The sequence below is a fragment of the Planktothrix serta PCC 8927 genome (assembly GCF_900010725.2).
Taxonomy (GTDB): domain Bacteria; phylum Cyanobacteriota; class Cyanobacteriia; order Cyanobacteriales; family Microcoleaceae; genus Planktothrix; species Planktothrix serta.
This window is the reverse complement of the sequence record NZ_LR734865.1, coordinates 157,728-180,257: the sequence shown is the minus strand read 5'-3', so window position 1 is coordinate 180,257 and position 22,530 is coordinate 157,728. Positions and strand designations below refer to the sequence as shown.

General features: G+C 40.0%; 23 protein-coding genes. 11 read left to right on the top strand and 12 right to left on the bottom strand.

All coding sequences use genetic code 11. The features are described 5' to 3' along the window. Positions 1 to 7 precede the first annotated feature (7 nt). The 3 genes from PL8927_RS10020 to PL8927_RS10010 all read right to left on the bottom strand — a co-directional run bounded on the left by PL8927_RS10020 (position 8) and on the right by PL8927_RS10010 (position 3,257). Positions 8 to 1,753 carry an ABC transporter ATP-binding protein gene (locus PL8927_RS10020; protein WP_083620674.1) on the bottom strand — a complete coding sequence of 582 codons (1,746 nt, stop codon included), beginning with the start codon at positions 1,751 to 1,753 and terminating at the stop codon, positions 8 to 10. 72 nt (positions 1,754 to 1,825) lie between these two features. Further along, positions 1,826 to 2,467 carry a type I restriction endonuclease gene (locus tag PL8927_RS10015; protein WP_083620671.1) on the bottom strand — a complete coding sequence of 214 codons (642 nt, stop codon included), beginning with the start codon at positions 2,465 to 2,467 and terminating at the stop codon, positions 1,826 to 1,828. A gap of 151 nt (positions 2,468 to 2,618) precedes the next feature. Beyond that, positions 2,619 to 3,257: a Uma2 family endonuclease gene (locus tag PL8927_RS10010; protein WP_083620668.1), complete on the bottom strand. Its 639-nt coding sequence runs from the start codon at positions 3,255 to 3,257 to the stop codon at positions 2,619 to 2,621. 91 nt (positions 3,258 to 3,348) lie between these two features. Between PL8927_RS10010 and PL8927_RS10005 the strand changes: the two genes are divergently transcribed. From PL8927_RS10005 to PL8927_RS09995, 3 genes are all read left to right on the top strand, one after another. Beyond that, positions 3,349 to 3,597: a DUF2281 domain-containing protein gene (locus PL8927_RS10005; protein ID WP_083620665.1), complete on the top strand. Its 249-nt coding sequence runs from the start codon at positions 3,349 to 3,351 to the stop codon at positions 3,595 to 3,597. Between the two features lie 144 nt (positions 3,598 to 3,741). Then, the gene (locus PL8927_RS10000; RefSeq protein ID WP_231505973.1) at positions 3,742 to 3,945 is read left to right on the top strand and encodes a BrnT family toxin; all 204 of its coding nucleotides are present in this window, start codon (positions 3,742 to 3,744) and stop codon (positions 3,943 to 3,945) included. Between the two features lie 38 nt (positions 3,946 to 3,983). Beyond that, positions 3,984 to 4,262: a BrnA antitoxin family protein gene (locus PL8927_RS09995; RefSeq protein WP_083620662.1), complete on the top strand. Its 279-nt coding sequence runs from the start codon at positions 3,984 to 3,986 to the stop codon at positions 4,260 to 4,262. A gap of 32 nt (positions 4,263 to 4,294) precedes the next feature. Here PL8927_RS09995 and PL8927_RS09990 read toward each other — a convergent pair whose 3' ends face one another. The 5 genes from PL8927_RS09990 to PL8927_RS09970 all read right to left on the bottom strand — a co-directional run bounded on the left by PL8927_RS09990 (position 4,295) and on the right by PL8927_RS09970 (position 10,515). After that, complete coding sequence (locus tag PL8927_RS09990; protein WP_083620659.1) at positions 4,295 to 4,543, bottom strand: AbrB/MazE/SpoVT family DNA-binding domain-containing protein; 249 nt, start codon at positions 4,541 to 4,543, stop codon at positions 4,295 to 4,297. A gap of 7 nt (positions 4,544 to 4,550) precedes the next feature. Further along, complete coding sequence (locus tag PL8927_RS28005) at positions 4,551 to 5,729, bottom strand: type IIL restriction-modification enzyme MmeI (protein WP_197047373.1); 1,179 nt, start codon at positions 5,727 to 5,729, stop codon at positions 4,551 to 4,553. Between the two features lie 52 nt (positions 5,730 to 5,781). Next, positions 5,782 to 6,951 (bottom strand): CO2 hydration protein, encoded by a 1,170-nt coding sequence (locus PL8927_RS09980; RefSeq protein WP_083620657.1) that lies wholly within the window; start codon positions 6,949 to 6,951, stop codon positions 5,782 to 5,784. Positions 6,952 to 7,065: 114 nt separating this feature from the next. Beyond that, positions 7,066 to 8,568, bottom strand: coding sequence for an NADH-quinone oxidoreductase subunit M (locus tag PL8927_RS09975; protein ID WP_083620655.1), 1,503 nt, complete (start codon positions 8,566 to 8,568; stop codon positions 7,066 to 7,068). Positions 8,569 to 8,643: 75 nt separating this feature from the next. Further along, positions 8,644 to 10,515: an NAD(P)H-quinone oxidoreductase subunit F gene (locus PL8927_RS09970; RefSeq protein WP_083620652.1), complete on the bottom strand. Its 1,872-nt coding sequence runs from the start codon at positions 10,513 to 10,515 to the stop codon at positions 8,644 to 8,646. Positions 10,516 to 11,133: 618 nt separating this feature from the next. Here PL8927_RS09970 and PL8927_RS09965 point away from each other — a divergent pair. From PL8927_RS09965 to PL8927_RS09940, 6 genes are all read left to right on the top strand, one after another. After that, entirely contained in the window at positions 11,134 to 11,445 is a 312-nt protein-coding gene (locus PL8927_RS09965; protein ID WP_072716901.1) for a carbon dioxide-concentrating mechanism protein CcmK, read from the top strand. Between the two features lie 162 nt (positions 11,446 to 11,607). Further along, the gene (locus tag PL8927_RS09960; RefSeq protein ID WP_083620649.1) at positions 11,608 to 11,946 is read left to right on the top strand and encodes a carbon dioxide-concentrating mechanism protein CcmK; all 339 of its coding nucleotides are present in this window, start codon (positions 11,608 to 11,610) and stop codon (positions 11,944 to 11,946) included. Between the two features lie 87 nt (positions 11,947 to 12,033). Further along, entirely contained in the window at positions 12,034 to 12,336 is a 303-nt protein-coding gene (locus PL8927_RS09955) for a EutN/CcmL family microcompartment protein (protein ID WP_083620646.1), read from the top strand. A gap of 255 nt (positions 12,337 to 12,591) precedes the next feature. Next, positions 12,592 to 14,535, top strand: a complete 1,944-nt coding sequence (locus PL8927_RS09950; protein WP_083620643.1) for a ribulose bisphosphate carboxylase small subunit — start codon at positions 12,592 to 12,594, stop codon at positions 14,533 to 14,535. Positions 14,536 to 14,582: 47 nt separating this feature from the next. After that, complete coding sequence (locus PL8927_RS09945; protein ID WP_083620640.1) at positions 14,583 to 15,308, top strand: LbetaH domain-containing protein; 726 nt, start codon at positions 14,583 to 14,585, stop codon at positions 15,306 to 15,308. 70 nt (positions 15,309 to 15,378) lie between these two features. Continuing rightward, positions 15,379 to 16,146: a carbon dioxide-concentrating mechanism protein gene (locus PL8927_RS09940; protein WP_083620637.1), complete on the top strand. Its 768-nt coding sequence runs from the start codon at positions 15,379 to 15,381 to the stop codon at positions 16,144 to 16,146. Positions 16,147 to 16,315: 169 nt separating this feature from the next. Here PL8927_RS09940 and PL8927_RS09935 read toward each other — a convergent pair whose 3' ends face one another. Beyond that, on the bottom strand, positions 16,316 to 16,504 hold the full coding sequence (locus PL8927_RS09935; protein WP_197047372.1) for a hypothetical protein: 189 nt from the start codon (positions 16,502 to 16,504) through the stop codon (positions 16,316 to 16,318). Positions 16,505 to 16,747: 243 nt separating this feature from the next. On the opposite strand from PL8927_RS09935, the gene PL8927_RS09930 reads away from it, so the two are divergent. Next, positions 16,748 to 18,433, top strand: coding sequence for an NAD+ synthase (locus tag PL8927_RS09930; protein WP_083620634.1), 1,686 nt, complete (start codon positions 16,748 to 16,750; stop codon positions 18,431 to 18,433). Positions 18,434 to 18,446: 13 nt separating this feature from the next. Here PL8927_RS09930 and PL8927_RS09925 read toward each other — a convergent pair whose 3' ends face one another. The 3 genes from PL8927_RS09925 to PL8927_RS09915 form a co-directional block, all read right to left on the bottom strand. After that, positions 18,447 to 19,028, bottom strand: a complete 582-nt coding sequence (locus PL8927_RS09925) for a Uma2 family endonuclease (protein WP_197047371.1) — start codon at positions 19,026 to 19,028, stop codon at positions 18,447 to 18,449. A gap of 108 nt (positions 19,029 to 19,136) precedes the next feature. Then, positions 19,137 to 20,210 carry a RusA family crossover junction endodeoxyribonuclease gene (locus PL8927_RS09920; protein WP_231505972.1) on the bottom strand — a complete coding sequence of 358 codons (1,074 nt, stop codon included), beginning with the start codon at positions 20,208 to 20,210 and terminating at the stop codon, positions 19,137 to 19,139. A gap of 148 nt (positions 20,211 to 20,358) precedes the next feature. Next, the gene (locus PL8927_RS09915) at positions 20,359 to 21,141 is read right to left on the bottom strand and encodes a 2-phosphosulfolactate phosphatase family protein (RefSeq protein ID WP_083620936.1); all 783 of its coding nucleotides are present in this window, start codon (positions 21,139 to 21,141) and stop codon (positions 20,359 to 20,361) included. Positions 21,142 to 21,265: 124 nt separating this feature from the next. Here PL8927_RS09915 and PL8927_RS09910 point away from each other — a divergent pair, with 124 nt between their 5' ends. Continuing rightward, positions 21,266 to 22,453, top strand: a complete 1,188-nt coding sequence (locus tag PL8927_RS09910; RefSeq protein WP_083620631.1) for a lipid-A-disaccharide synthase-related protein — start codon at positions 21,266 to 21,268, stop codon at positions 22,451 to 22,453. The last annotated feature ends 77 nt before the right edge of the window (positions 22,454 to 22,530 follow it).

Sequence of the window (22,530 nt, the reverse complement as noted above, 5' to 3'; positions counted from 1 at the left end):
AACTCATTTAAACTAATAATTCCTCTAATTTATGTTGATTCCAAAGGGTCTGATAGAGTCCTTTTAAGGCTACTAATTCAGCATGGGTTCCCGTTTGAATAATATGTCCTTTATCCATCACAAAAATCCGATCAGTCATGGCAGCCGCTGACATTTGATGGGAAATAAACACAACGGTTTTGCGTTGGACTCCAGCTTTTAAATTCTGTAAAATTTCCGTCGCGGTTTGATTATCCACACTGGAAAGAGCATCATCTAAAATTAAAATCGGTGCATCCACTAATAATGCTCTTGCTAAGGCTGTTCGTTGTCGTTGTCCGCCGGATAATTGAATTCCTCTTTCTCCCACCAGGGTTTCATATTGTTTGGGAAAATTCAAAATTTCTTCATGAATTTTAGCAATTTTAGCAGCAACTTCAATTTCAGATAGTTTGGCTAGGGGGTTGCCATAGGCAATATTATTATTAATAGTGGTACTAAATAAAAAGCTTTCCTGGGGGACATAAGCGATCGCACTTCTTAAATCTGATAATGTTAACTGAGTAATATCCTGACCATCTACAAATAACTGATCCATCTTAATATCTAATAACCGAGGAATGGCATTAGCTAAAGTTGTTTTTCCTGAACCAATAGGGCCAACAATTGCAACGGTTTCCCCCGGTTTAATCAAAAAATTAACATCATTTAAAGCGGGAATTTTAGTTCTAGGATAGGTATAATTCAGATGAAATGCACTTAACCAGCCTTTAACCGGAGTCGGTAATATTAAGGGTTCTAAGGGATCTTTAATCCGAGGTTCAACACTTAAAATGGCTTCAACTCGATCAATACTAACTTCTCCCCGTTGATAAGCCGTAATTGTAAATCCCAATAAAGCCGTCGGGAAAACTAAGCGTTCTACATAGAGAATTAAGGCGACAAAATCACCAATACTGAGTTCTCCATTCGTGATTGATTCATCTCCAATTCCTAATAAAATCAAGAAACTTAAACTCGCAATTCCTCCTAATATTGGAAACAAAAGATTTCGGGTTTTTGCTAACTCTAAATTTGCCTCAAATAATTCTTGATTATTCCCAGCAAAGGCTTTTCGTTCATTTTCTTCTTGAGCATAAATTTTAATTAAAGAAATCCCACTCATATCCTCTTGAATCAAATCACTGATATTCGAGAGCTTGTTCTGAACATTTGTTTGTTGATCTCGGAGTTTTCCACTAAACACCTGTACTAAAATCAACATGAACGGGTAAACAGAAATTGATAATAAAGTTAGGCGAAAGTTAATGGCTAACATCACCGGAAGCGTTAACCCATAAGCAAATATCGTATTCGCAATACTGAGAACAGCAAACCCTAATAAACGGCGAATATTATCAACATCACTGGTAGACCGATTAATTAAATCTCCAACGGTACTTTCTGAGAAATAGGAGGGTTCTAGGGTTAATAAATGATTAAAAATCGTTTGTTTTAAATCAAATTCAACTTGACGACCCACCCCAAAAATAATAATGCGGGAAATCATCCGAATCACCCACATAATCGAGGCTAAAATAAAAATCCAAAATACTTGAGTCTGTACGGTATTAAACTCAATTGCCACTTGTAGCTCATCAACTACATCCCGAATTAAAATTGGAATATAAACCCCCACAGCGTTAACGAGAAATAGCGCGACAATTCCTAATGTGGCAGCTTTCCAATGGGGACGCAGATAGGCTATCAGTTTTTGTAATCGAGAAGATTTCATATTTAGGTGAATAAAGTTAACAGATTAAATTATAGGTTTAGTGCATCCGATGCAGTTTACACACCATACAGTTTAGCAATCAGATACTACCATTTGTCCTAGACATTTGAGAATTAATAACACATCATACAGTTGATTGTGACGCGGAAGCAAGGAAAATATATTAGATAATTCATATCGAGGAAATTCTTGATTGTTCAGTTTGACAAAGATAAAATTTCCGCCATTTGTTACCATGCCAAAAACAGGTCGTTCTGGATGGGGATTAGTTAGCATATAAGCGAAGGTTTGTGGTAAAGCAAGTTCTAAAGAAAAACTCGTTTCTTTGGATTCTATGACCACAACCCACAGGGTTTCTAGGAGAACAAGCGCATCAATTCGTCCTCGATAAATTACATCCTCACTTTCTGCTGTAATTTGCACAGTTGTTTCGGTTTTAAACCTAAATGGAGGATCAAAAAATCCCGCTAAATCAAGTAATGGAGAGAGAACAATCAATTTAATCGTTTCTTCTCCCAGTTGACCATCAGACAGTTGATAAAAGTATTTTTGCTGAATAGCATCAAGGGCTTTTTGTTCCTTTTCTGTTATTTCGCTATCAGGGTTTAACCATTCAGTAAAAAATTGATCATCTGTATTCCGTTGGAGGTTGAATTGGGTTTGCGGTTGACTGAATGTTTTAATCGTGCGCTCGATGGGAAAGGTTTGAGTCATAATTAATATATTATAAAATAAATACTATAGCTTATTTTGTCAAGAAATCACTCAGAAGCACGTTTTTACGATACGGTGCTAAAGCGCAACAACCTACTTATAGCTTTTGTAACACTCGGTTTTTTTATTATTATATAGAATTAACTGGAAATTAAGTTGTTGGTTCGTTCCCTTCTTCATCTGTAACTTCAAAATTAATTCGTTCGTAAATATCTCTTAGCGGGATTTGAAATTCTACGGATTCAAGGGTTAAGATAGATTCTTCTAAATCATATTCTGTTAATACCCATTTCCCGTTAGAAATTTTAGCAAATTGTTCAATATGATAGCTATATTGGTCAATTAAAATATATTCTTTAAATTCAGGAATTGAGCGATAGGCGAGAAATTTACCCCCTCGGTCATAGTCTTTAGTTGAATTAGACAAAACCTCAATAATCATTAAAGGATTTATCACAACTGTTGGGTTATTTTCTTGATAGATGGGTTCTCCTTGAATCACCATGATATCGGGATAGACATAACGGCGAGTTTGGGGTATCCACAGACGCACATCATTGATAAATATCTCGTAATCTTGACCATTCACAGTCAAAGGAAATTTGCGGCAAAAATTCAGCGCGAGTTTGTTGTGGTTAGTTGTTCCGCCTGGCATTGTTACTATCTCCCCATCATGATATTCACTTTTGTCGATCGCAGTTTCTTCTAATGCTAGATATTCCTCCGGCGTGTAATAACGTTTCTCTGTTTGTGGTAGCTTTTCGATAGCTAGTTTTTCTTGGGTTTGCATGGTCATTACCTCCTGCTCTCAAGTAATTTTATGATAACATGAAATCAGTTAGATTAAATAGCAATAAACATACTTTATCACCAATCAGATTATGACTATCATTGAACAAATCTACGAGATTGTTAAAAGCCTTCCTCAAGAGCAATCCCGCGAAATTCTCACTTTTGCGGAATTTATTCGCGCCCAGCACCTGAATGCTAACCCATCGAGTGCTACATTAGATACTTCGACTCCTTGGGCGGAACTGGTTTATTCCCTAGCTGGAACATGGGCAGAAGACTTTCCTACTCTGGAAGATATTCGTGGCACGCTGGAGGTCAGAAACCGGGTTTCTCAATAAATCTCTCGGTTGGGAAACAAAGGTTATTGCAGAAACCCGGTTTCTTGGCGTTGGCGCGATCGCAATTTCTCAGAAACCCGGTTTCTTTGAGTGCGAAATAACGTATCATAAATTTAGACTCTACTTAGCATTGATTGATTTTTCATGCAGTTTGAATGGGACGAAGCAAAGAGATCGGAAAATATTGCCAAACATCGGATTGATTTTGCAGATGTTTCTGAGATGTTTGATCGCCCGATGCTAACAGAGATCGATCAACGTACTGACTATGGGGAGGATCGTTGGATTGGGATCGGGTTTTTGCGAAATGGTGTAGCGGTTGTTGTCTGGACAACAAAGGCAGGATGATATAATTAGGATCATATCAGCACGAAAGGCAAATCGATATGAGCGTCAACGATTCGAGCAATATCTCTCGTACTAATTGGAAAGCATTAGAAGCGATGAATGATGAGGATATTGATTACTCTGATATTCCACCTTTGACGGATGAATTTTTTGATCATGCTACGCTAAGAATACCAGCCGCCCAAGCTCGTAATTTGATTCAGTTAGATGCTGAGGTGATAGCATGGTTTCGAGAGCAAAGTGCCGAGTACAAAACTACAATTAATTCGGTGTTGCGGCGTTATATTGAGAGTAGTGATGGTAAACAAGTAGTTTAATATTTTTCTCGTGGATAGTTCGGGGATATAATTTACCAAAATTCTTCTCCTTCTGGTTTTCCCCAAGAGATTTCTTCGCCCGGTTCTATTTCGCCTGCTAATAATTCATCTAGGGTATATTTTGAAATTTTATTATTTACAGGCTCTATAACCATTTTTCCATTTTCTATACTGCAAATTACTGAGTCCTCTGCTTTCAGGTTGAAAAATTTTACAATATAGTCCGGTATTGGCAAAGCTAAGGAATTACCCAAGTTGCTGATGTTTATTTTTGCTGTCATATATTATTCACCACATAAATAGTTCTTTGTCAACATAAACATATTTCCCCAAAACCGTCAGTGGTATCATCTCTCCTCTCCCCAGTAAATCAATTGAAACCCCATCTCTAATCAATATTTTAAACCATTCCTCGTCATCTTTTATTAAACTAGCATCTAATTCAATAACTTGACCTTCTTCCCCCATTACCTCCAACAAATCAGAAGTAAATACTTGAAATATTTCCTGATTATTACACCGCGAAGTCAAGCAATTGCCGTAACTTCCCGTAGCTTCAATATCAGATATTACCCATTGCTTTAAGAGATAATTTTTGTCTAAATACTCAATGATTTTTGCAACTTTCAATTCCAGTTTTTCTTCTGCTTCCGGGCAAAGAGTCACAGCCCATCTTTGACCGATATTATAGGTAATAGCCGACTTTTCAGATTTATAACGCCCAGCCGGAGTAATTCCGGTTTGATTCATTTCTCTAAATAATCCCCCAATGATATCATAAGAGCTTAGTTTATTTTGCAGACAATCTTGTACACAAGCAATAAATAAATCTTGAGGTAATAATCCCCGATCTTCGGCAAACATGGCTAACACACATTGTAAAATAAAGCGTTGAGCGATTAATTCAGAATTGCTTTCTTTTGATAATCTTTGTTGTAAAGTTGTAAATAATTCTCCCATTCTTCGCGCCGCAATTTCAGTAATTTCTACTTGATTATTTCTAAAAACAGGAGTCCGATTTCCCAACTCCATAAAAGCAAAAGCACTCGCTCTTTCTACTAAGTTAATCAGAGCAACTTTATCAACAGGTTCATCTAATTGATTATCAAAATCAAAAATCCAAAATTCATCAAAATTACAAAGAATCACATAACGAGGGCGATTAGGTACTAAACGTTGCCAATAAGCAAAAGCTTGGGCATAATGTTTATTTAGATCCTCACCCCGTTGTTTCATCTCAATTAAAACTTTAGGTTTCCAAATTAAATCAGCAAAACCAGTTTTACCTTTTTGACTCGCTTTTTTGATCGCTTCCTCATATTTTGCTCCCGCTTCTAAAGCACCCTCATAACCGAATGCTTTAAAAAAACGATCTAAAAAAGTTTGTGCTTCTTTTCTTTCTTGTCCTGTGATATGTTCTTTACAAAAATCAATAAATTTTTGTAAACTTTCCGGTGTTGCTACCATTTGATAATCCTCGCTCTGGTTTTAACTAATCAGAAACCCGGTTTCTAGTCTTTTAACGTTCTGGAAATAGCTTACATTCCCTGGATGTCGGTTTATTAACTTCCCCTAAACGAGAGTTTAAAAAGCGATCCATCCAGTTTTCAAAATAGATACGATTAGCTTGTTTTTGTTCGGGATCAGTTGTACTAATAGGATGGGGTGCTAATCCAATAATAGCGGCTGTTGTTACACAGAACATAGACTTTTGAAAACTTTGGCAAATCTGCACCCGTAAATCGTCTTCTCCTCGACAACTATTTTGATAAATATTATGTAAATAATCGGGAAGAAAATGACGCATATCCTGCATTAATTGAGTTGGGGGAATTCCTGAACCGCCAATGGGTAAGGGATCGGCGTATAATGCACCATAAGCAAAGTCTTTTTGTTCTGTGGGAATTTGATGGGCTTGAGCATTATAAGAAACTGTTCCAGGGAAAGGGGCTCCTCGAAAGAAAACCGCTTCAACATAGGGAACAGCCGTATCCATTAAAAAGGTTAATCCGGCAGATTTTGGCAGGATATCATAAACTTTATTATTGATTTTTACACTATAAGTAATCGGTTTATTGGCAGCTTCTACTAAGGCTAATAAAATATGATTGACTACATCAGGAATCGATTTAATTTCTCCTTGATCATAGCGATCGCTCAAGGAAATAAACATATCACTCATCACCCGCCAAAATTGACCTAATCCACTGTAATAAGCAAGTTGTCGAATTTGTTCAAGTAGAAATTCTGGGAAAAGTTGGTGTAACGGTTGAATGATTAGATTTCCCTTGATTTTGGCTTGAATTGCGGCGGTGGCTAACTGCACAAATTCAGGAGAATCTAAATAGCGATCTAAGGCTCCTCCCCCATGCCAAAACATAATTTTCATACAATATTCAGCATATTCAAAATTAATCCGATCATGCCACAAATATTGAAATATTTTTTGGGTTTTTACCTCTCCATTAAAATATTTAAAAAACGGAAATAATTCTAAAAATTGCCCCTCCGCAATATAAATTAAATTCTTGGAATAAGCATCCAGAACAATACCATAACTTTTTAAAATGCCAACAACTTCAACCAAATTTTCGGGATAATCGGGTAATAAGGCTTCACCGGACTCTAGGCGATAAATATACTCAGACAGAGGATGTTGAGAGGTAGCAGAAAATTGGGTAGGGGTCATTTTGTTTAAAGTTTTGATTAAAATTGCAGTTGATTTTATTGTACAAACAAGTGGATTCTAAGTGAAGAATGACTCTGACTCTCTCCCAGAAAGTCAGAGTCCCATTGAGGAATATTAAGGTTTTTCTAGGAGATGATTCGCAAACAAAGGTTGAGTATGAGCTAACGCTGTTGTAGACGCATCACTTAATCTCACCATCAGATTCGGTTGAATTCCTAACACAACAATAATTAAGGCTAAAACTATCGCTGGAATTCGATCGCGCCATTGGACGGGAGGCAAATTTACCACATATTCTGAGAGGCGACCAAAGAAAGCTTTATTCATCATAATTATGAAGTAAACGGAGGTTAATCCGGTTCCGATCATGCACAATAAAGTTTGGACTGGAAAGACTTCCATACTGCCTCGAAATATAATAAATTCTGCCACAAATCCGACTAAACCGGGTATCCCTGCACTCGCCATGACTGCCATAATCATGATGGTTCCAATTAAGGGTAAACCCCGTTCTGGATTCAATAATCCTTGAATAATATCTAAGTCTCGACTTCCGGCTTTTCGATATACAACTCCAACGGTTAAAAACATTAATCCTGAGATTAAACCATGACTGACCATTTGCATCACAGACCCTAACAAACTGATGGAGTTAGCGGCAGCAAACGCCAGTAAAATATACCCCATGTGAGCAATAGAACTATAGGCGACCATTTTCTTCATATCTTTCTGATAAATGGCACAAAAAGCTCCATATAAAACCGTTACTACGGCCCAACTTGCCATCCAGGGAGAAATTACTAACCAAGCATCAGGAAATAGGCCTACACCAAATCTTAATAGTCCGTAGGTTCCTAACTTTAATAAAACCCCGGCTAAGAGAATAGAAACGGGGGTTGAGGCTTCAACGTGAGCATCCGGTAGCCAGGTATGGAAGGGAACCAGAGGGATTTTAATTCCAAATCCAATTAAAAGACCTCCTAATAAAATTAGTTGAGTTGTTAAGGGTAAAGAGGAGACTCCTAACGCCGTTGAACTAATCGTATCTAAATCAAAATCAAGGGTATGAGTTAGCCAAACAATCCCTAAAAAGGAAGCTAAAATTAAAAAGCCGGAAATGGCGGTATAAAGTAGAAATTTAGTGGCTGCATAACCTTTGCGTTTCCCTCCCCAAATCGCAATTAATAGATAAAGGGGAATCAGTTCTACTTCATAAAACAGCAGAAACAATAAGAGATTTTGGGATAAAAATGTTCCGGCAATTCCAGCCGCAATCAGCAATATAGACGCATAATAAAGTTGATGGCGACTAATAAATAAATCCGTACTGGCGATCGCAATGGTAATTAATAAACCATTTAAAATTACTAAAGGTAACGATAAACCATCAACCCCTAAATAGTAATTTAATCCCAAGGGTTTAATCCAAGGAATATATTCTTTAAATTGTAAGGAGGGATTACTCGGATCAAATAATCCGGCTAAAACTAACGACCATAAAAATAACCCTCCAGCGATCGCCAATGACAATTGACGAGCCGTTTTACCCGAAATATTCGGCCAAAAAGCAATTAAAGCCGCACCTAACAAAGGAACCCAAATTAATACACTAAGCATAAATCAGTTATCAGTTGTAGGGGCGGGGTTTCCCCGCCCATAATTAGTTATCAGTCGATCTGTCTAAATCTGGGATTAAAAGAGCCACAACATCAGTCCCACGAGTCCTCCGACTCCGACAGCAATGGTGAGCAGATAAAATTGGGATTGTCCAGAAATGCTATATTTTAAGCCTTCTCCACTAAACAAGGTTGCTAAACCAAAAGCATTAACAATTCCATCAATAATATAGCGATCAATCCAAGCACTCAACGCAGAAATTCGACTGACCAATAAAACAACCGTGAGATTGTAAACTCGATCAATATAAAAATCGTAGGCGAATAAATCTTGCAATCCTTTCCAGGGTAATTTGAACGGTTTAGAACCCATTCCATATAAATAAATAGCTCCTCCAATTGTCACTCCGATTAAACCAGAAATTAACAGTAAAGGAACTGTTACTTGACGCAAAGTCTCAGCAAATCCAGAAGCAGGAACTTCAACGAAAGGTGCATTCCAACTGAGTAATAATTGCCATTGTTGTAACATCATTGGAACTAATAAAGTCACAATAATCATGGCAACCATTGGTACTGCCATTGGCCATGCAACTTCTGGGGCGCGTCTGGTTTTTTGTTGCGGTTTTCCGGCAAAAACTAACCCAAAAATCCGGGTTAAATTCAAAGCTGTTAAACAATTCACCAATAGCAACACTAAAATTAACCACAGGGGAACTGTCCAAAATCCATTGACCCAACGCCGCATCGTCCAAAACGTTCCCAAGGGCATTAACGCTACTAAACCCGCCGACCCCACAATAAAAGCCGTTGTCGTGGCGGGCATTTTTGACCATAACCCGCCCATTTCCGTTAAATCTTGGGTGTTGGTGGTGAGAATAATTGAACCCGCACTCATGAAAATTAGAGATTTAGCGATCGCATGGGTTAACAATAATAAAAGGGCAATATCAACTTGACTTTCTCCAACCGCAATAAATACCAATCCTAAATAGGCACTGGTGGAATGGGATAAGGCCCGTTTAATATCAATTTGAGCAATCGAAACCAGGGAAGCACCAATGGCCGTGACCGTGCCTAAAACGACCAACGTTGTTGAAGCAATCGGAGATAATGCTAAAACGGGTTGTAGTTTGATTAAAACATAGGCCCCACTAGCCACCACCACCGAATTTCGCAGAATCGAGGCTGGGTTTGGGCCTTCCATCGCTTCATCTAACCACAAATGCAAGGGAAATTGAGCACATTTTCCAATCGGCCCCGCAATTAACGCTAAACCCAGTAAGGTAGCCGTTAACGGGGGTAAGGAGGCCGTTTCTGACCAGGTTTCCAAATCGGAAAAACTCAAACTTCCGGCCGTTGTCGAGAGATAAACCACCCCCATCAATAGCAACACATCCCCCACCCGTTTCGTGAGAAAGGCATCCCTAGCAGCCGTCACTACCAACGGTTGAGCATACCAGAAGCCAACGAGGAGATAGGTAGAAAGGGTTAATAACTCTAGGAGAATATAACTAAGTAATAAAGAATCACTCAACGCTAATCCACTAATTGCCGCTTCAAAGAATCCCATCAGGGCAAAAAAACGAGCCAGTGCCCAGTCTTTTTCCATGTATCCTAGGGCGTAACATTGAGCAATTAAACTTAGGCTGGTGACTAATTCCATTGACCCTAAACTCACTGGGGAAATTTCCAGGGCTAAGGACAGGTCTAAATCGGTGGTTTGTACCCAATGGATAATAATTTGCTGAATGGGTTCATCCCAGGTGGTACGGAAAATCACTGAACCATGTATAAAAGCCAAAACCGTCATTAACAAATTAAAGTAGGCGGCGGGTCTTGGCCCGGTTCGTCGCACCAGTCCTGTTGACCAAGGTAAGGTCAAGATTGCCCCAAATAAGCCATACAAAGGAATCCACCAACTGGTCTGGAGGAGAAAATCAGTCATTTAAGTTAAATTAGAAAATTCTTATGAATTATCAATTTACTATACCAAGATTTCGCCTTTGGGTTTGCTCTCAGCCTTGATCTCTCGATTTTTTGTACATTTTTATAGAGCTTAAATCAATATGGCTCTATAAAATAGAGTTAAAAATCTTATGGCATGATTTTATCTCTCAAAAACTTAACAAAACTTAATCAAAATTCATTATCACCAAAAATAATATTAAAAATGAGAAAATATAATGCAGATTAATATTGTCAAGAGTGTCACGCTTCTCCTATTCTTAGAGAGGGAGGTTCGTTACTATTTCTGCAAATTGAAATTGTAGGTAATGTAAAGCCGTAATTGACAAAAAATTAAGGTACGGTAGAGCCTACCGCGACCGTCTCGCTCCCCAAGAGCAAAGCTTATCTCTCCTTCCATCCTAACAGGCTGGAGGTGAGCAATAGGAAAATATAACTATTGCGAAATCTAGGGAGCAATAAGCCGTAAAATTTGACTTAAAGGCGAACTACGACTGGCGAGTGTAGTCCTAAATCCGACGGTTTAAGCTGTTGGAAAGTCACTTATTGCTTAAAAATACATTGTAGTTTAGTCTGTTCATTAATTAGGAGTTAAACAATGTCAATTGCTGTTGGAATGATTGAAACCCTGGGCTTTCCTGCTGTTGTTGAAGCCGCAGACTCAATGGTAAAGGCTGCTCGCGTTACCTTAGTTGGATATGAGAAAATTGGCAGTGGCCGAGTCACCGTGATTGTCCGGGGCGATGTCTCCGAAGTCCAAGCATCCGTAGCGGCGGGAATTGAATCCGTCAAACGAGTCAACGGTGGTCAAGTAACTTCCACCCATATTATTGCTCGTCCCCATGAGAACTTAGAATATGTTCTCCCGATTCGCTATACCGATGCGGTGGAGCAATTCCGGTCTTACTAGAGACTAAAAAAGTATAACGTTGAATTGACGAGCGGAGAAGTTTTAAACAGCAATTTCACGCTTTAAAAGTCAATTTCAATTGAAATCGGAATTATTCCTGTTCTAGGCTGAAATTCCGTATTATTCCTTAACCGTTTAGATTGATTTTAGGAGTCAAATTTAATGGCGATTGCAGTCGGCATGATCGAAACTTTAGGCTTTCCTGCTATTGTTGAAGCCTCAGACTCAATGGTAAAAGCTGCCCGTGTCACCTTAGTTGGATATGAGAAAATTGGCAGTGGTCGCGTTACCGTGATTGTACGGGGCGATGTGTCCGAAGTCCAAGCATCCGTAGCGGCGGGAGTTGAATCTGTCAAACGAGTCAAGGGTGGAGAAGTTTTATCGACCCATATTATTGCTCGTCCTCACGAAAATTTAGAATACGTTTTACCCATTCGCTACACCGAAGCGGTAGAACAATTCCGCGAAATGGTGGCTGGGCGTCCCATCAACCGTCCCTAATTTCCAGAGAATTTAAACCAAGACTCGAAGCAGGCAGATCCTGCTATTTATTCTTGCAAATTTCCCTTTATTCTTCCTCCCACCCTTATGCAAATTGCCAAAGTGATTGGCACGGTCGTCGGTAATCAAAAAGAACCCAGTTTACGCGGTTCTAAATTTCTCCTAGTCAGATTTGTCGATGAAAATGGAGAAGATATATCCAATGGATATGAGGTGGCGATTGATGCCGTAGGGGCTGGAGTGAGCGAATGGGTACTTGTCAGTCGAGGTAGTGCAGCCCGTCAAATAGAAGGGAGTGAAAAACGCCCCAGCGATGCGGCTATTGTTGCCATTATTGACACTGTAAGTGTGGAAAATCGCTTGATTTACAGCAAAAAAGATCATTATTAACAGGAGAGAAACTGGGAGCAATTGAGAAGCCAGGAGCTTTAAATTTTTTAAGAGGGAGAAGGTAGGGATAAGTTAATTATTAGGATAAGTCAAATTTTGAAAAAAAGTTGAGATTCCGCACCCGAAATTAAAAACTTCAGACCTTCTTAATGTTTAATTGAATCAACTTCTGATTAATCCCCGATTTTGAAACCTGAGATAACGAACCCCTGAAAACGGACAACAAACAACTATTCGGTTAGGAGAAATTAAAATATGGCAGTTCGTGGCCTAGCGGCACCTCCAACCCCTTGGTCGAAGAACTTGGCAGAGCCGAAAATCGACCCAACGGCTTATGTACATTCTTTTTCTAATATTATTGGTGACGTTCGGATTGGGGCCCATGTATTAGTCGCCCCCGGTACCTCGATTCGCGCCGATGAAGGCTCACCCTTTGCGATTGGCGAAAATAGCAATATCCAAGACGGCGTAGTGATTCATGGCCTAGAAGAAGGTCGCGTCAAAGGTGATGACGGTCAATATTACTCCGTTTGGGTTGGGAAGAATTCTTCAATTACCCACATGGCCCTAATTCATGGCCCCGCCTATGTGGGAGATAATTGTTTTATTGGATTTCGCTCTACGGTATTTAACGCTAGAGTCGGGAATGGTTGCATTGTGATGATGCACGTCTTGGTCAAAGATGTGGAAATTCCCCCTGGAAAATATATTCCATCGGGTTCAATTATCACCAATCAACAACAAGCTGATCGCTTACCTGATGTCACCGAAGCCGATAGCAGCTTTGCGGCTGATGTGATTGGGGTCAACCAATCTTTGAAAGCAGGTTATCACTGTTCTGAAAACGCTTCTTGTATTCACCCCATCCGTAATGAAGCGGCGGGTCTTGGTAATGGGAGTGGACGCGATCGCTCCAATTCCTCTACCGGGAGTGCCAATTTAGCCTCCGAAATCGTGCAGCAAATCGGGGATCTGTTAGCCAAAGGCTACAAAATTGGCACTGAACACGCCGATGCTCGTCGCTTCCGCACTGGATCTTGGCGTAGTGGTGCTCCGATCACCGCTAAAAATACTGGAGAAGTCGTTGCAGCTTTAGAAGCTTGTCTGCGAGAACACACCGGGGAATATGTGCGTCTGTTAGGGATTGATTCCAAAGCCAAACGCCGGGTGTTGGAAGAAATTATTCAACGTCCCGATGGCCCCGTTGCTCAGAAATCTGGCAATGGTAAAGTTAGCACAGCAACAACTGCTTCAGGTTCGGCCAGCAGCGCCAGTTCCGATTTAGGGGGACAAATCGGGGATCTGTTAGCCAAAGGCTTCAAAATTGGCACTGAACACGCCGATGCTCGTCGCTTCCGTACCGGATCTTGGCGCAGTGGCCCCAGCATCTCTGGCTCAGGGGTAGGAGACATTCTCTCCAAATTAGATGCCATCATCAGCGAGCATTCAGGAGAATATGTACGTCTGATTGGCATTGACCCCAAAAACAAACGCCGGGTGTTGGAAGAAATTATTCAGCGTCCCGATGGTAAAGTTGTCAGCAAATCTGGCAGTGGTAAGGTCAGTGTCTCTGCATCTGCACCTGCAAGTTCAGCCACCAGTAGCAGTTCCGCTCTGGGGCAACAAGTTGGGGATCTGTTAGCCAAAGGCTTCAAAATTGGCACAGAATACGCCGATGCTCGTCGCTTCCGCACCGGATCTTGGAATAGTGGCCCTAGCATCTCTGGATCAGGGGTGGGAGACATTCTCTCCAAATTAGATGCCATCATCAGTGAGCATTCTGGGGAATATGTGCGTCTGATTGGCATTGACCCCAAAAACAAACGCCGGGTGTTGGAAGAAATTATTCAACGTCCCGATGGTAAAGTTGTCAAAACTGCTCCGGCTGCGGCGGGTGCTTCTACCAGCAGCACCAGTGCGGCTCCGGCTCCCCAAAGTAAATTTGGTAACACAGTTACGGATCAAGTTCGGGATCTGTTAACCAAAGGTTACAAAATTGGCACTGAACACGCCGATGCCCGTCGCTTCCGCACCGGATCTTGGCACAGTTGTTCTCCGATTCAATCTAACAATATTTCGGAAGTGATGGCAGCTTTAGAGGGTTGCGTGAACGAACATCGCGGCGAATATGTGCGGTTGATTGGGATCGACTCCAAAGCCAAACGTCGGGTACTGGAGGAAATCATTCAACGTCCTTAACGATCCATCCAGTTCCCTGTTGAAGCACTCTTTAGGTTCCAGCAACCATGAACATATCGCCACCGCAACTCCTAAACCCTGATGTTTATGTGAGTGGCGATGTCACTATCGATCCAGATGCCACCTTAGCACCAGGAGTAATCCTACAAGCTGCAACTGACAGTCAGCTTCGGATTGCTGCGGGAGTTTGTATCGGTCGGGGAGTCATTATTCAGGTTTATCAAGGTATCCTAGAGATAGAAGCCGGGGTAGTGTTGGGGTCGGGGGTGTTAATCCTGGGATCAGGAACTATTGGGGAAAATGCCTGTATTGGTTCAGAGACAACGATTTTGGAGAGTTCTATTGCACCTCAACAAGTCGTTGCTGCGAGATCTCTGATTGGGGATCAATCTCGTTTATTAGAACCAGAACAGGTGCCTCCCCCACCCGAACCCCCACAGTCCCCAGAACCCCAGAGAATTTCGACCTTTGAGGACGAGTTCGATCCTCTATCTGAGTTAGCCTCTTTTCCTCCTGAACCGCAGATTACGGCGATATTGGAAGAAAAACCTGCTCAACCTTCGGATGTTCTCTCAACTTCTCCTGAACCGGAAACGGCGATCGCATCTTCCTCGGAACAATCGGAAGAAACGGCTCTGGCTCCACAGTCTCCAGAATCGCTGGAACTGTCATCCCAGCCCCTCCCTCCGATCATCTATGGAAAAGATCACCTCAGTCAGTTATTGGATACCTTACTTCCCCATCGCAAAGCCTTCAATAACCCCCAGAATTGAAGCATTTCGGGTGTTGGTTGTCGGTTAACAGTCAACACCCCTGTTCCCCGACCCATCGGAATGATTGAAAATGGACGCAAACAGACAAAATTCCGGTTATTCTGAACAGTCAGTTCAGCACGAGTTTAGAGATATGGCTCTGGGTTTAGTTTCGACTCAGAGCTTCCCGGCTATTGTGGGAACGGCTGATATGATGCTGAAGTCCGCCGGGGTTCATTTAGTCGGATATGAAAAAATTGGGGGTGGACATTGTACCGCCATTGTTCGGGGAAAAATTGCTGAAGTGCGTTTAGCGGTGGAAACTGGGGCGCAAACGGCTAAACAGTTTGGTCAACTGATCTCTACGTTAGTGATTCCTCGACCTTTCCCTAACCTGGAAATTATACTGCCGATTAGTTCCCGGTTATCCCACCTCACCAACGGGGGGGCGAGTCATCGTTTGAGTAATCAGGCGGTGGGTTTACTAGAAACGCGGGGATTTCCAGCAATGGTAGGGGCGGCGGATGCGATGTTGAAGGCGGCGGATGTCCGTCTGATGTCCTATGAACGGATTGGGGCGGGATTGTGTACGGCGATTATTCGGGGGCCCGTGTCCGATGTGGCGATGGCGGTTGAGGCGGGAATGTTTGAAGCCGAACGCATTGGCGAGTTAAACGCCGTGATGGTGATTCCGCGACCTTTGGAAGAGTTGGATCAAACTTTACCGTTAGCCAGTTGTTGGATAGAACAGCGTCAACCCTTGAGAGTTCCGATTAATGTTAAGGAACAGGAGAAAGAAGTGATTCAAATCCCGGATTTACAAAAAGTCGAAATTCCGATCCAAGAAGAATATTTATAGATTTTAATGATTAGGCCTATCTGCATTAATTCGGGGTCGTTGATACAAGGAATTTAAGACTTTTTGAGCATTGGAGGTTCGACGACCTAATGTTTGGATTTGGGCATCTACTGTTTTCTGAAGTTTTAAAATTTGATCAAAAGTTGTAATACTATATAGTTGCGGATTTCTAGCCAGTCATCTCGTTGTTAGGAATATATTCTGAATACATATCTAACCGACCTAATTCTCGATTTGCTTGTTCTAGAAGTTTTTGGATTTCCATGTTATCCAATGTCCAACCTTTATTGATGAGGTTGGGTTGAAAGCTTCTGTAATGACTCTGTTGGATGTATGTGCCAGATTTAAAGTTCTTCATCAGGAATCATGGGATGCCTTATTTTAGATTTTACCAGAAAACTAAAATAAGGTGGATGCTTATTTTAGATTTTACCAGAAAACTAAAATAAGACGGATGTTTATTATAGTTTTTGCTCAAAAACTATAATAGTCGCTTTCTCTGATTTAGGATTCTATACTTAATTTATGAGTCTTACTTTGGGAATAGTAAAAGTGTTTATAGTACAGTTTAAGCATTCATGATTGACAGGAACAAACAACTATGAAAATTGCGATCGCTCAACTTAACCCCACCGTTGGAGACTTAAGCGGAAACGCTCAACGAATATTAGAAGCAGCCGAAAAAGCGTTTGAAGCGGGATGTAATCTGTTATTAACAACAGAATTATCCTTAACGGGATATCCCCCTAGAGATTTATTAATTCGTCCGAGTTTTATTCAGGCGACAACGGAAAAATTACAGCAATTAGCAAGGGATTTACCCCCAGAAATAGCGGTTTTAGTGGGAACAATTCAACGAAATTTAGACTATCAAAATCAGGGTGGAAACCCGATTTTTAACAGTGCAGCGTTATTAGAAAAGGGTGAAATTAAACAGTATTTTAAAAAACGATTGTTACCGACCTATGATGTTTTTGATGAAGATCGATATTTTGAACCGGGGTTAGAAAGTCATTTTTTTGTATTAGAAGAAAGTATTAAAGTGGGGGTAACAATTTGTGAGGATTTATGGAATGATGAACAATTTTGGGGTAAACGCAATTATCCTTGTAATCCTTTCCAAGATCTCGCTAATCTAAATGTGGATTTAGTGGTTAACTTATCGGCTTCTCCCTATCAAGTCGGGAAACAAAAATTCAGACAATCTCTAATTAGTTATAGTGCTAAACGTTATAATACTCCGATTTTGTATGCAAATCAAGTGGGGGGAAATGATGATTTAATTTTTGATGGTTGTAGTTTTGCGTTTAATAAAAATGGCGATAAAATATTAAGTTTAAAACCCTTTGAAACCGATTTTGAGATTATAGAATTTAATACAGAAACACAAGATTTAATCGCTATTTCTGCCCCAAATCAAGAGATAGAATTTATTAAAAATGAGGATCAAGAAATTTGGTTGGCATTAGTTTTGGGGGTAAAAGATTATGTTATAAAATGTGGATTTTCTCAAGTTGTTTTAGGGTTAAGTGGGGGAATTGATTCGGCTTTAGTTGCTGCGATCGCAACGGAAGCATTAGGAAAAGAAAAGGTTTTAGGGGTATTAATGCCATCTCCCTATAGTTCGGATCATTCAATTCAAGATGCTTTAGAATTAGCCAATAATTTAGGCATTAAAACCCAAACTTTACCCATTGGGAATTTAATGCAAACCTTTGATCAAACCCTAGAACCGATATTTGCAGAAACCTCCTTTGGATTAGCAGAAGAAAACCTGCAATCTCGCATCCGAGGAACCTTATTAATGGCGGTTTCTAATAAATTCGGACATTTATTATTAACCACTGGGAATAAATCAGAAATGGCGGTAGGATATTGTACCTTATATGGCGATATGAATGGGGGATTAGCGGTAATTGCAGATGTACCTAAAACCCGTGTTTATTCCCTATGTTCTTGGTTAAATCAATATCATGAAAAAGAAATAATTCCCCATCATATATTAGTAAAACCACCCAGTGCAGAACTTAAACCGGGACAGGTAGATCAAGATTCTTTACCTCCTTATGAAATTTTGGATGATATTTTATATCGTTTAATAGAAAAACATCAATCTTGGAGTGAAATTGTAGAAGCCGGACATGAACAAGCAGTCGTTAAAAAAGTAATTCGATTAGTGATGATTGCTGAATTTAAACGCCGTCAAGCCGCACCGGGATTAAAAATTAGCGATCGCGCCTTTGGAACAGGTTGGAGAATGCCTATTGCTAAAGCAATTGATTGGTAATTAGTCCTTGAGTTTATACTTCCGTGATATTTCCAGATACTAAAACTTGTTCAACAGTTAAAGAAAGTTGAGGAAAGATTCGAGAAATAATCGTTTGATTTTCGGTAAAAATTGTTTCTTCATATAACCCTTCTTCCCACAATAACACAGAGATTTTGTTAGTTATTGGATCAATAATCCAATATTCAGAAATGCCTAAAGCAGCGTATTCAGAGCGCTTATATCGATAATCTCGTGTAACAGAATCAGGACTAACAACTTCTACTGCTAACAGGGGAGGAGTTTGACAAATAGCAGATTCATCTAATAATTCTCGCACTTGTTCCCGTGTGATAATATAAACATCGGTCAGTCTTGATTTTTTCCACCCTGTTCTAATTCCGGCTTCTTTAAAACAAAGCCAAGGTAAACTTAAACGCTCAATTTCTATTTCTAAAATCCGTTCAATAAACTTAGCAATTAATAAATGTCTAAAGGTTGGAGGATTCATTAACTCTAGCTTACCATCGACTAATTCATAACGTTTATTTGTACCCTCATCATAAGCTAGATATTCCTCAAAGGTATAATTTTTTTGGGGAATGACGGTAATCATAGCATCTGATCGTTTAAGATAACTCAATTATATCGCATTTTTATTGCCAAGGTCAAACCTTTTTATCTCCTGAACTGACCCCAAGACTTCACAACTTCAAGAATAATATTATAACGGTTCAATTTCAATATAAACGCCTGTTTCCTTAGCATCAGGATCAAATTCAACACTTAACTGCGGTAAACAACTTAAACGGTCATCAATTAAGACTCCTGCACCATTTAAAGTTAAGGCATCTAAACAAGCACCTGCTAAATTATCAATATCAGAATTAGTGCGATGATTGCCTAATAATCGAATCACAATTGCAGCTTTCCGCAGGGGGAATTTATGGGTAATATTTTGTTCTGAAATTTGCCGATAAATTTCCACTTCGGCATGATTTCGCCAAGCGCGATAACGAGGAGGTAAATAGGTTCCATTGCTAGTGACTCTAGGACGAGCTTTAGGAACTACAACCCCAGGAATCATTAATTTAATCAATTCTGAGGGTTTTTTAGCAGGTTTTGGAGGGTCAACCGGAGGAGGTTCGGGAGGGTTAATAGAGGTAAATTCAACATCAATAATCGATTCTTTAGGATTAATTGTAATTCGAGTGACGGGAGATTCTAAGACTTCAGGTTTTTCTGGAATTGGAGAATTTTTGAGAGGGGAAGATTCAGCAGAAACTTCCGAATGAGACGGCGTTATAATCTTCTCAAATCCTGGTAGAGACGTGCCATGGCGCGTCTCTACATTTGTTAAAGGTTCTGGGTTTTGAGGTGCAATTTGAGGGGATTTAGGCGAAACTATTTTAACCTCATCCGTTGCATAATCTGGTAAAATCGGCTTAACGGGAATAGCCGGAAAAACAAGAGTTTTTGCTGGCTTAGGATTAGAATCAATTGCTGAGGAAAAAACACCGGGATTTACCCCTGGCATTTTTTTAGCAATTTGCATATACATGGCGGCAGTTTGTTGAGAAAACTTAAAATGTTCGTTAAACCAAACTTGCCAATTTTCAGGAGATAATTGAGCTTGAACGTGCAGTAACCATTCCCCAGCATTCCGCGCATGAATTAAGGAGGTTTGGGGAGTATCTAAACACTGTTGGTGTTCCTGATTAATGCGTTCTGCAAAATCATCTAAAGTGGGGAGAGGGGACTTAGAATCGCTTAGGACTTGCAAATAGGTTGACAGCATTAAATAAAAGTTTTGAATTTCAACAGGAAGTCGGTGGAAATTTGCCCCCATCCAAGACAAAAAAGGGGGAGTTACAGCGTTGGAATGGGGGTAAGATTGTTGATTCACCGACGGAATATTAAGATAAAGATTAATTCAGGAAATAGAGTTAAGTTTTGGGTGCTTCCATCCAAAACTGTAAGCTTTGTTTTTTGATATCTGATTTGACGATAACTCCAGGTTCTTTTTGCATGGGTAACACATCAAAAATATCCGTTTTAGCGCAATATTTCAAGTCTTCATAAGACCCTAAACGTAATAACCGTTGACCATGACTGGCATGATTTAACAGTTCAAATAAGTTATTTTGCCATTGAGAATACAATGAAATTGCCGCAAACACTTCATCATTTCCCGCAAAATCATCTAAAGGATAACCCATTTCATTAACTAGATTCTGGGCAATGGCCCCCGCACAAGCGGTGTCTTCTAGGGAAAAACTGCCTTCCCAACCGGAACCTAACACCCAAACGGTTTCCGGGGTTTTGGTCATTAAATATTCTACAATGGCCCGTCGATTAATAAACGCAGCCGTTAACACCACAGCAGCAGCTTGAACCCGTTCTAAACTGCGGGTTCCGTTGGTGGTGGTCATAAACAATCGTTTACCCTTCACGACCTCTGGAGTGCAACTCAGGGGAGAATTGCCCAAATCGAACCCATCTACCATTGCACCCCCCCGTTCACCGACCCGAATTCGTTTATCGGCGGGCCATTTTTCGCTAACTTGCATCAATTGGTCAATGTCGCTGAACACTTGTACCGCCTCGGCTCCCGCATTTAAAGCGGTGGCGATGGTGGTTGTCGCGCGTAACACATCCACGACAATTGCACAGTCGGGGAGAACATTCGCAGGGGCTAGTTCAGGAGTATGATAGACAAAAAATTTCACGGTTGGGGCTGTGTTTGATAAAATTGTCAATTTTTATTGTACATAGAATTGGCTCAAAAATTGAGCATCCGATGAATTTAATCTTAAACTGACTCCTGTTTTTAGATAATTATAGCAGAAATTCATGAATAATAAACGAATTTTATTTTTAAGTAATGGTCACGGGGAAGATACTTGTAATGGGGAGATTATTAAGGCGTTATTATCCTTAGATATCAATCTTAAAATGGCGGCGGTTCCGATTGTGGGGGAGGGAAATATTTATCGTCGTTTAGGAGTTCCGATTCTGACCCCAACCCGAACTTTACCATCGGGAGGATTTTTGTATATGAATCCTTTCGTATTTCTTCAGGATATCGCATCGGGTTTAATTGGATTATTAGGTAAACAATTACAAATGATTTGGAAACAAGCCCCACATTATGATATTTTAATGGTGACAGGGGATATTGTTGTAGCTGCGATCGCTTATTCTACAAAACAACCCTATATTATTTTTCTGTCTGCCTATTCCAGTTATTATGAAGGTCAACTCAATTTAGGGTTAATTCTTCCTTATCTGCTCAATTGCGATCGCTGTTTAGCAGTATTTACAAGGGATAAGTTTACCGCAGATGATCTAAAAAAACAAGGGATTAAAAAAGCTCAATTTGTGGGAACTCCGATGATGGATAATCTCACCCCAACGGGAGTTAATTTAAACCTAGATTCTGAATCTTTAATGATTGCTATTCTTCCCGGTTCTCGTCTTCCTGAAGCTAAAAATAACTTGATTTTACTGTTAAAATTAGTTGAAATTATTGATAATATTAGCAATCAAAAACTTCAATTTAGAGTCGCTGCGGTGGCGAGTTTAATGGTAGAATTAGATGAAATTGCAATATCGTTAGGTTGGCAACACCAAAACGGAATATTAATCAGTAAAATGGGTTTAAAAGTTATTTGTGATTCTGATAGGTTTGCAGATATTTTAAACGCGGCTGATTTAGTTCTAGGAATGGCAGGAACCGCCAACGAGCAAGCGGTGGGACTGGGAAAACCTGTGATTACAATTCCAGGGAATGGCCCCGCCTTTACCTATCGATTTGCTGAAGCACAATTAAGATTATTAGGATCATCGATTCAATTAATCGGAACTAAACCTGCGGATGATTCTATTTTACACCAAACTGCCCAAAAAGTTATCCAAACCTTACAAAATTCTAACTATTTAAAATCTTGTTTAAAGAATGGGAAAGAACGTATGGGAAAACCGGGAGGAAGTTTAAAAATTGCTCAATTTATATTAGAAACCGGGTTTCTTAAACAATAGATGTTACCACAAAGACACAAAGACACGAAGAAAGCAATAATGATGATTCAGGTTGTGACGAGGGTAGGGTTTAATAC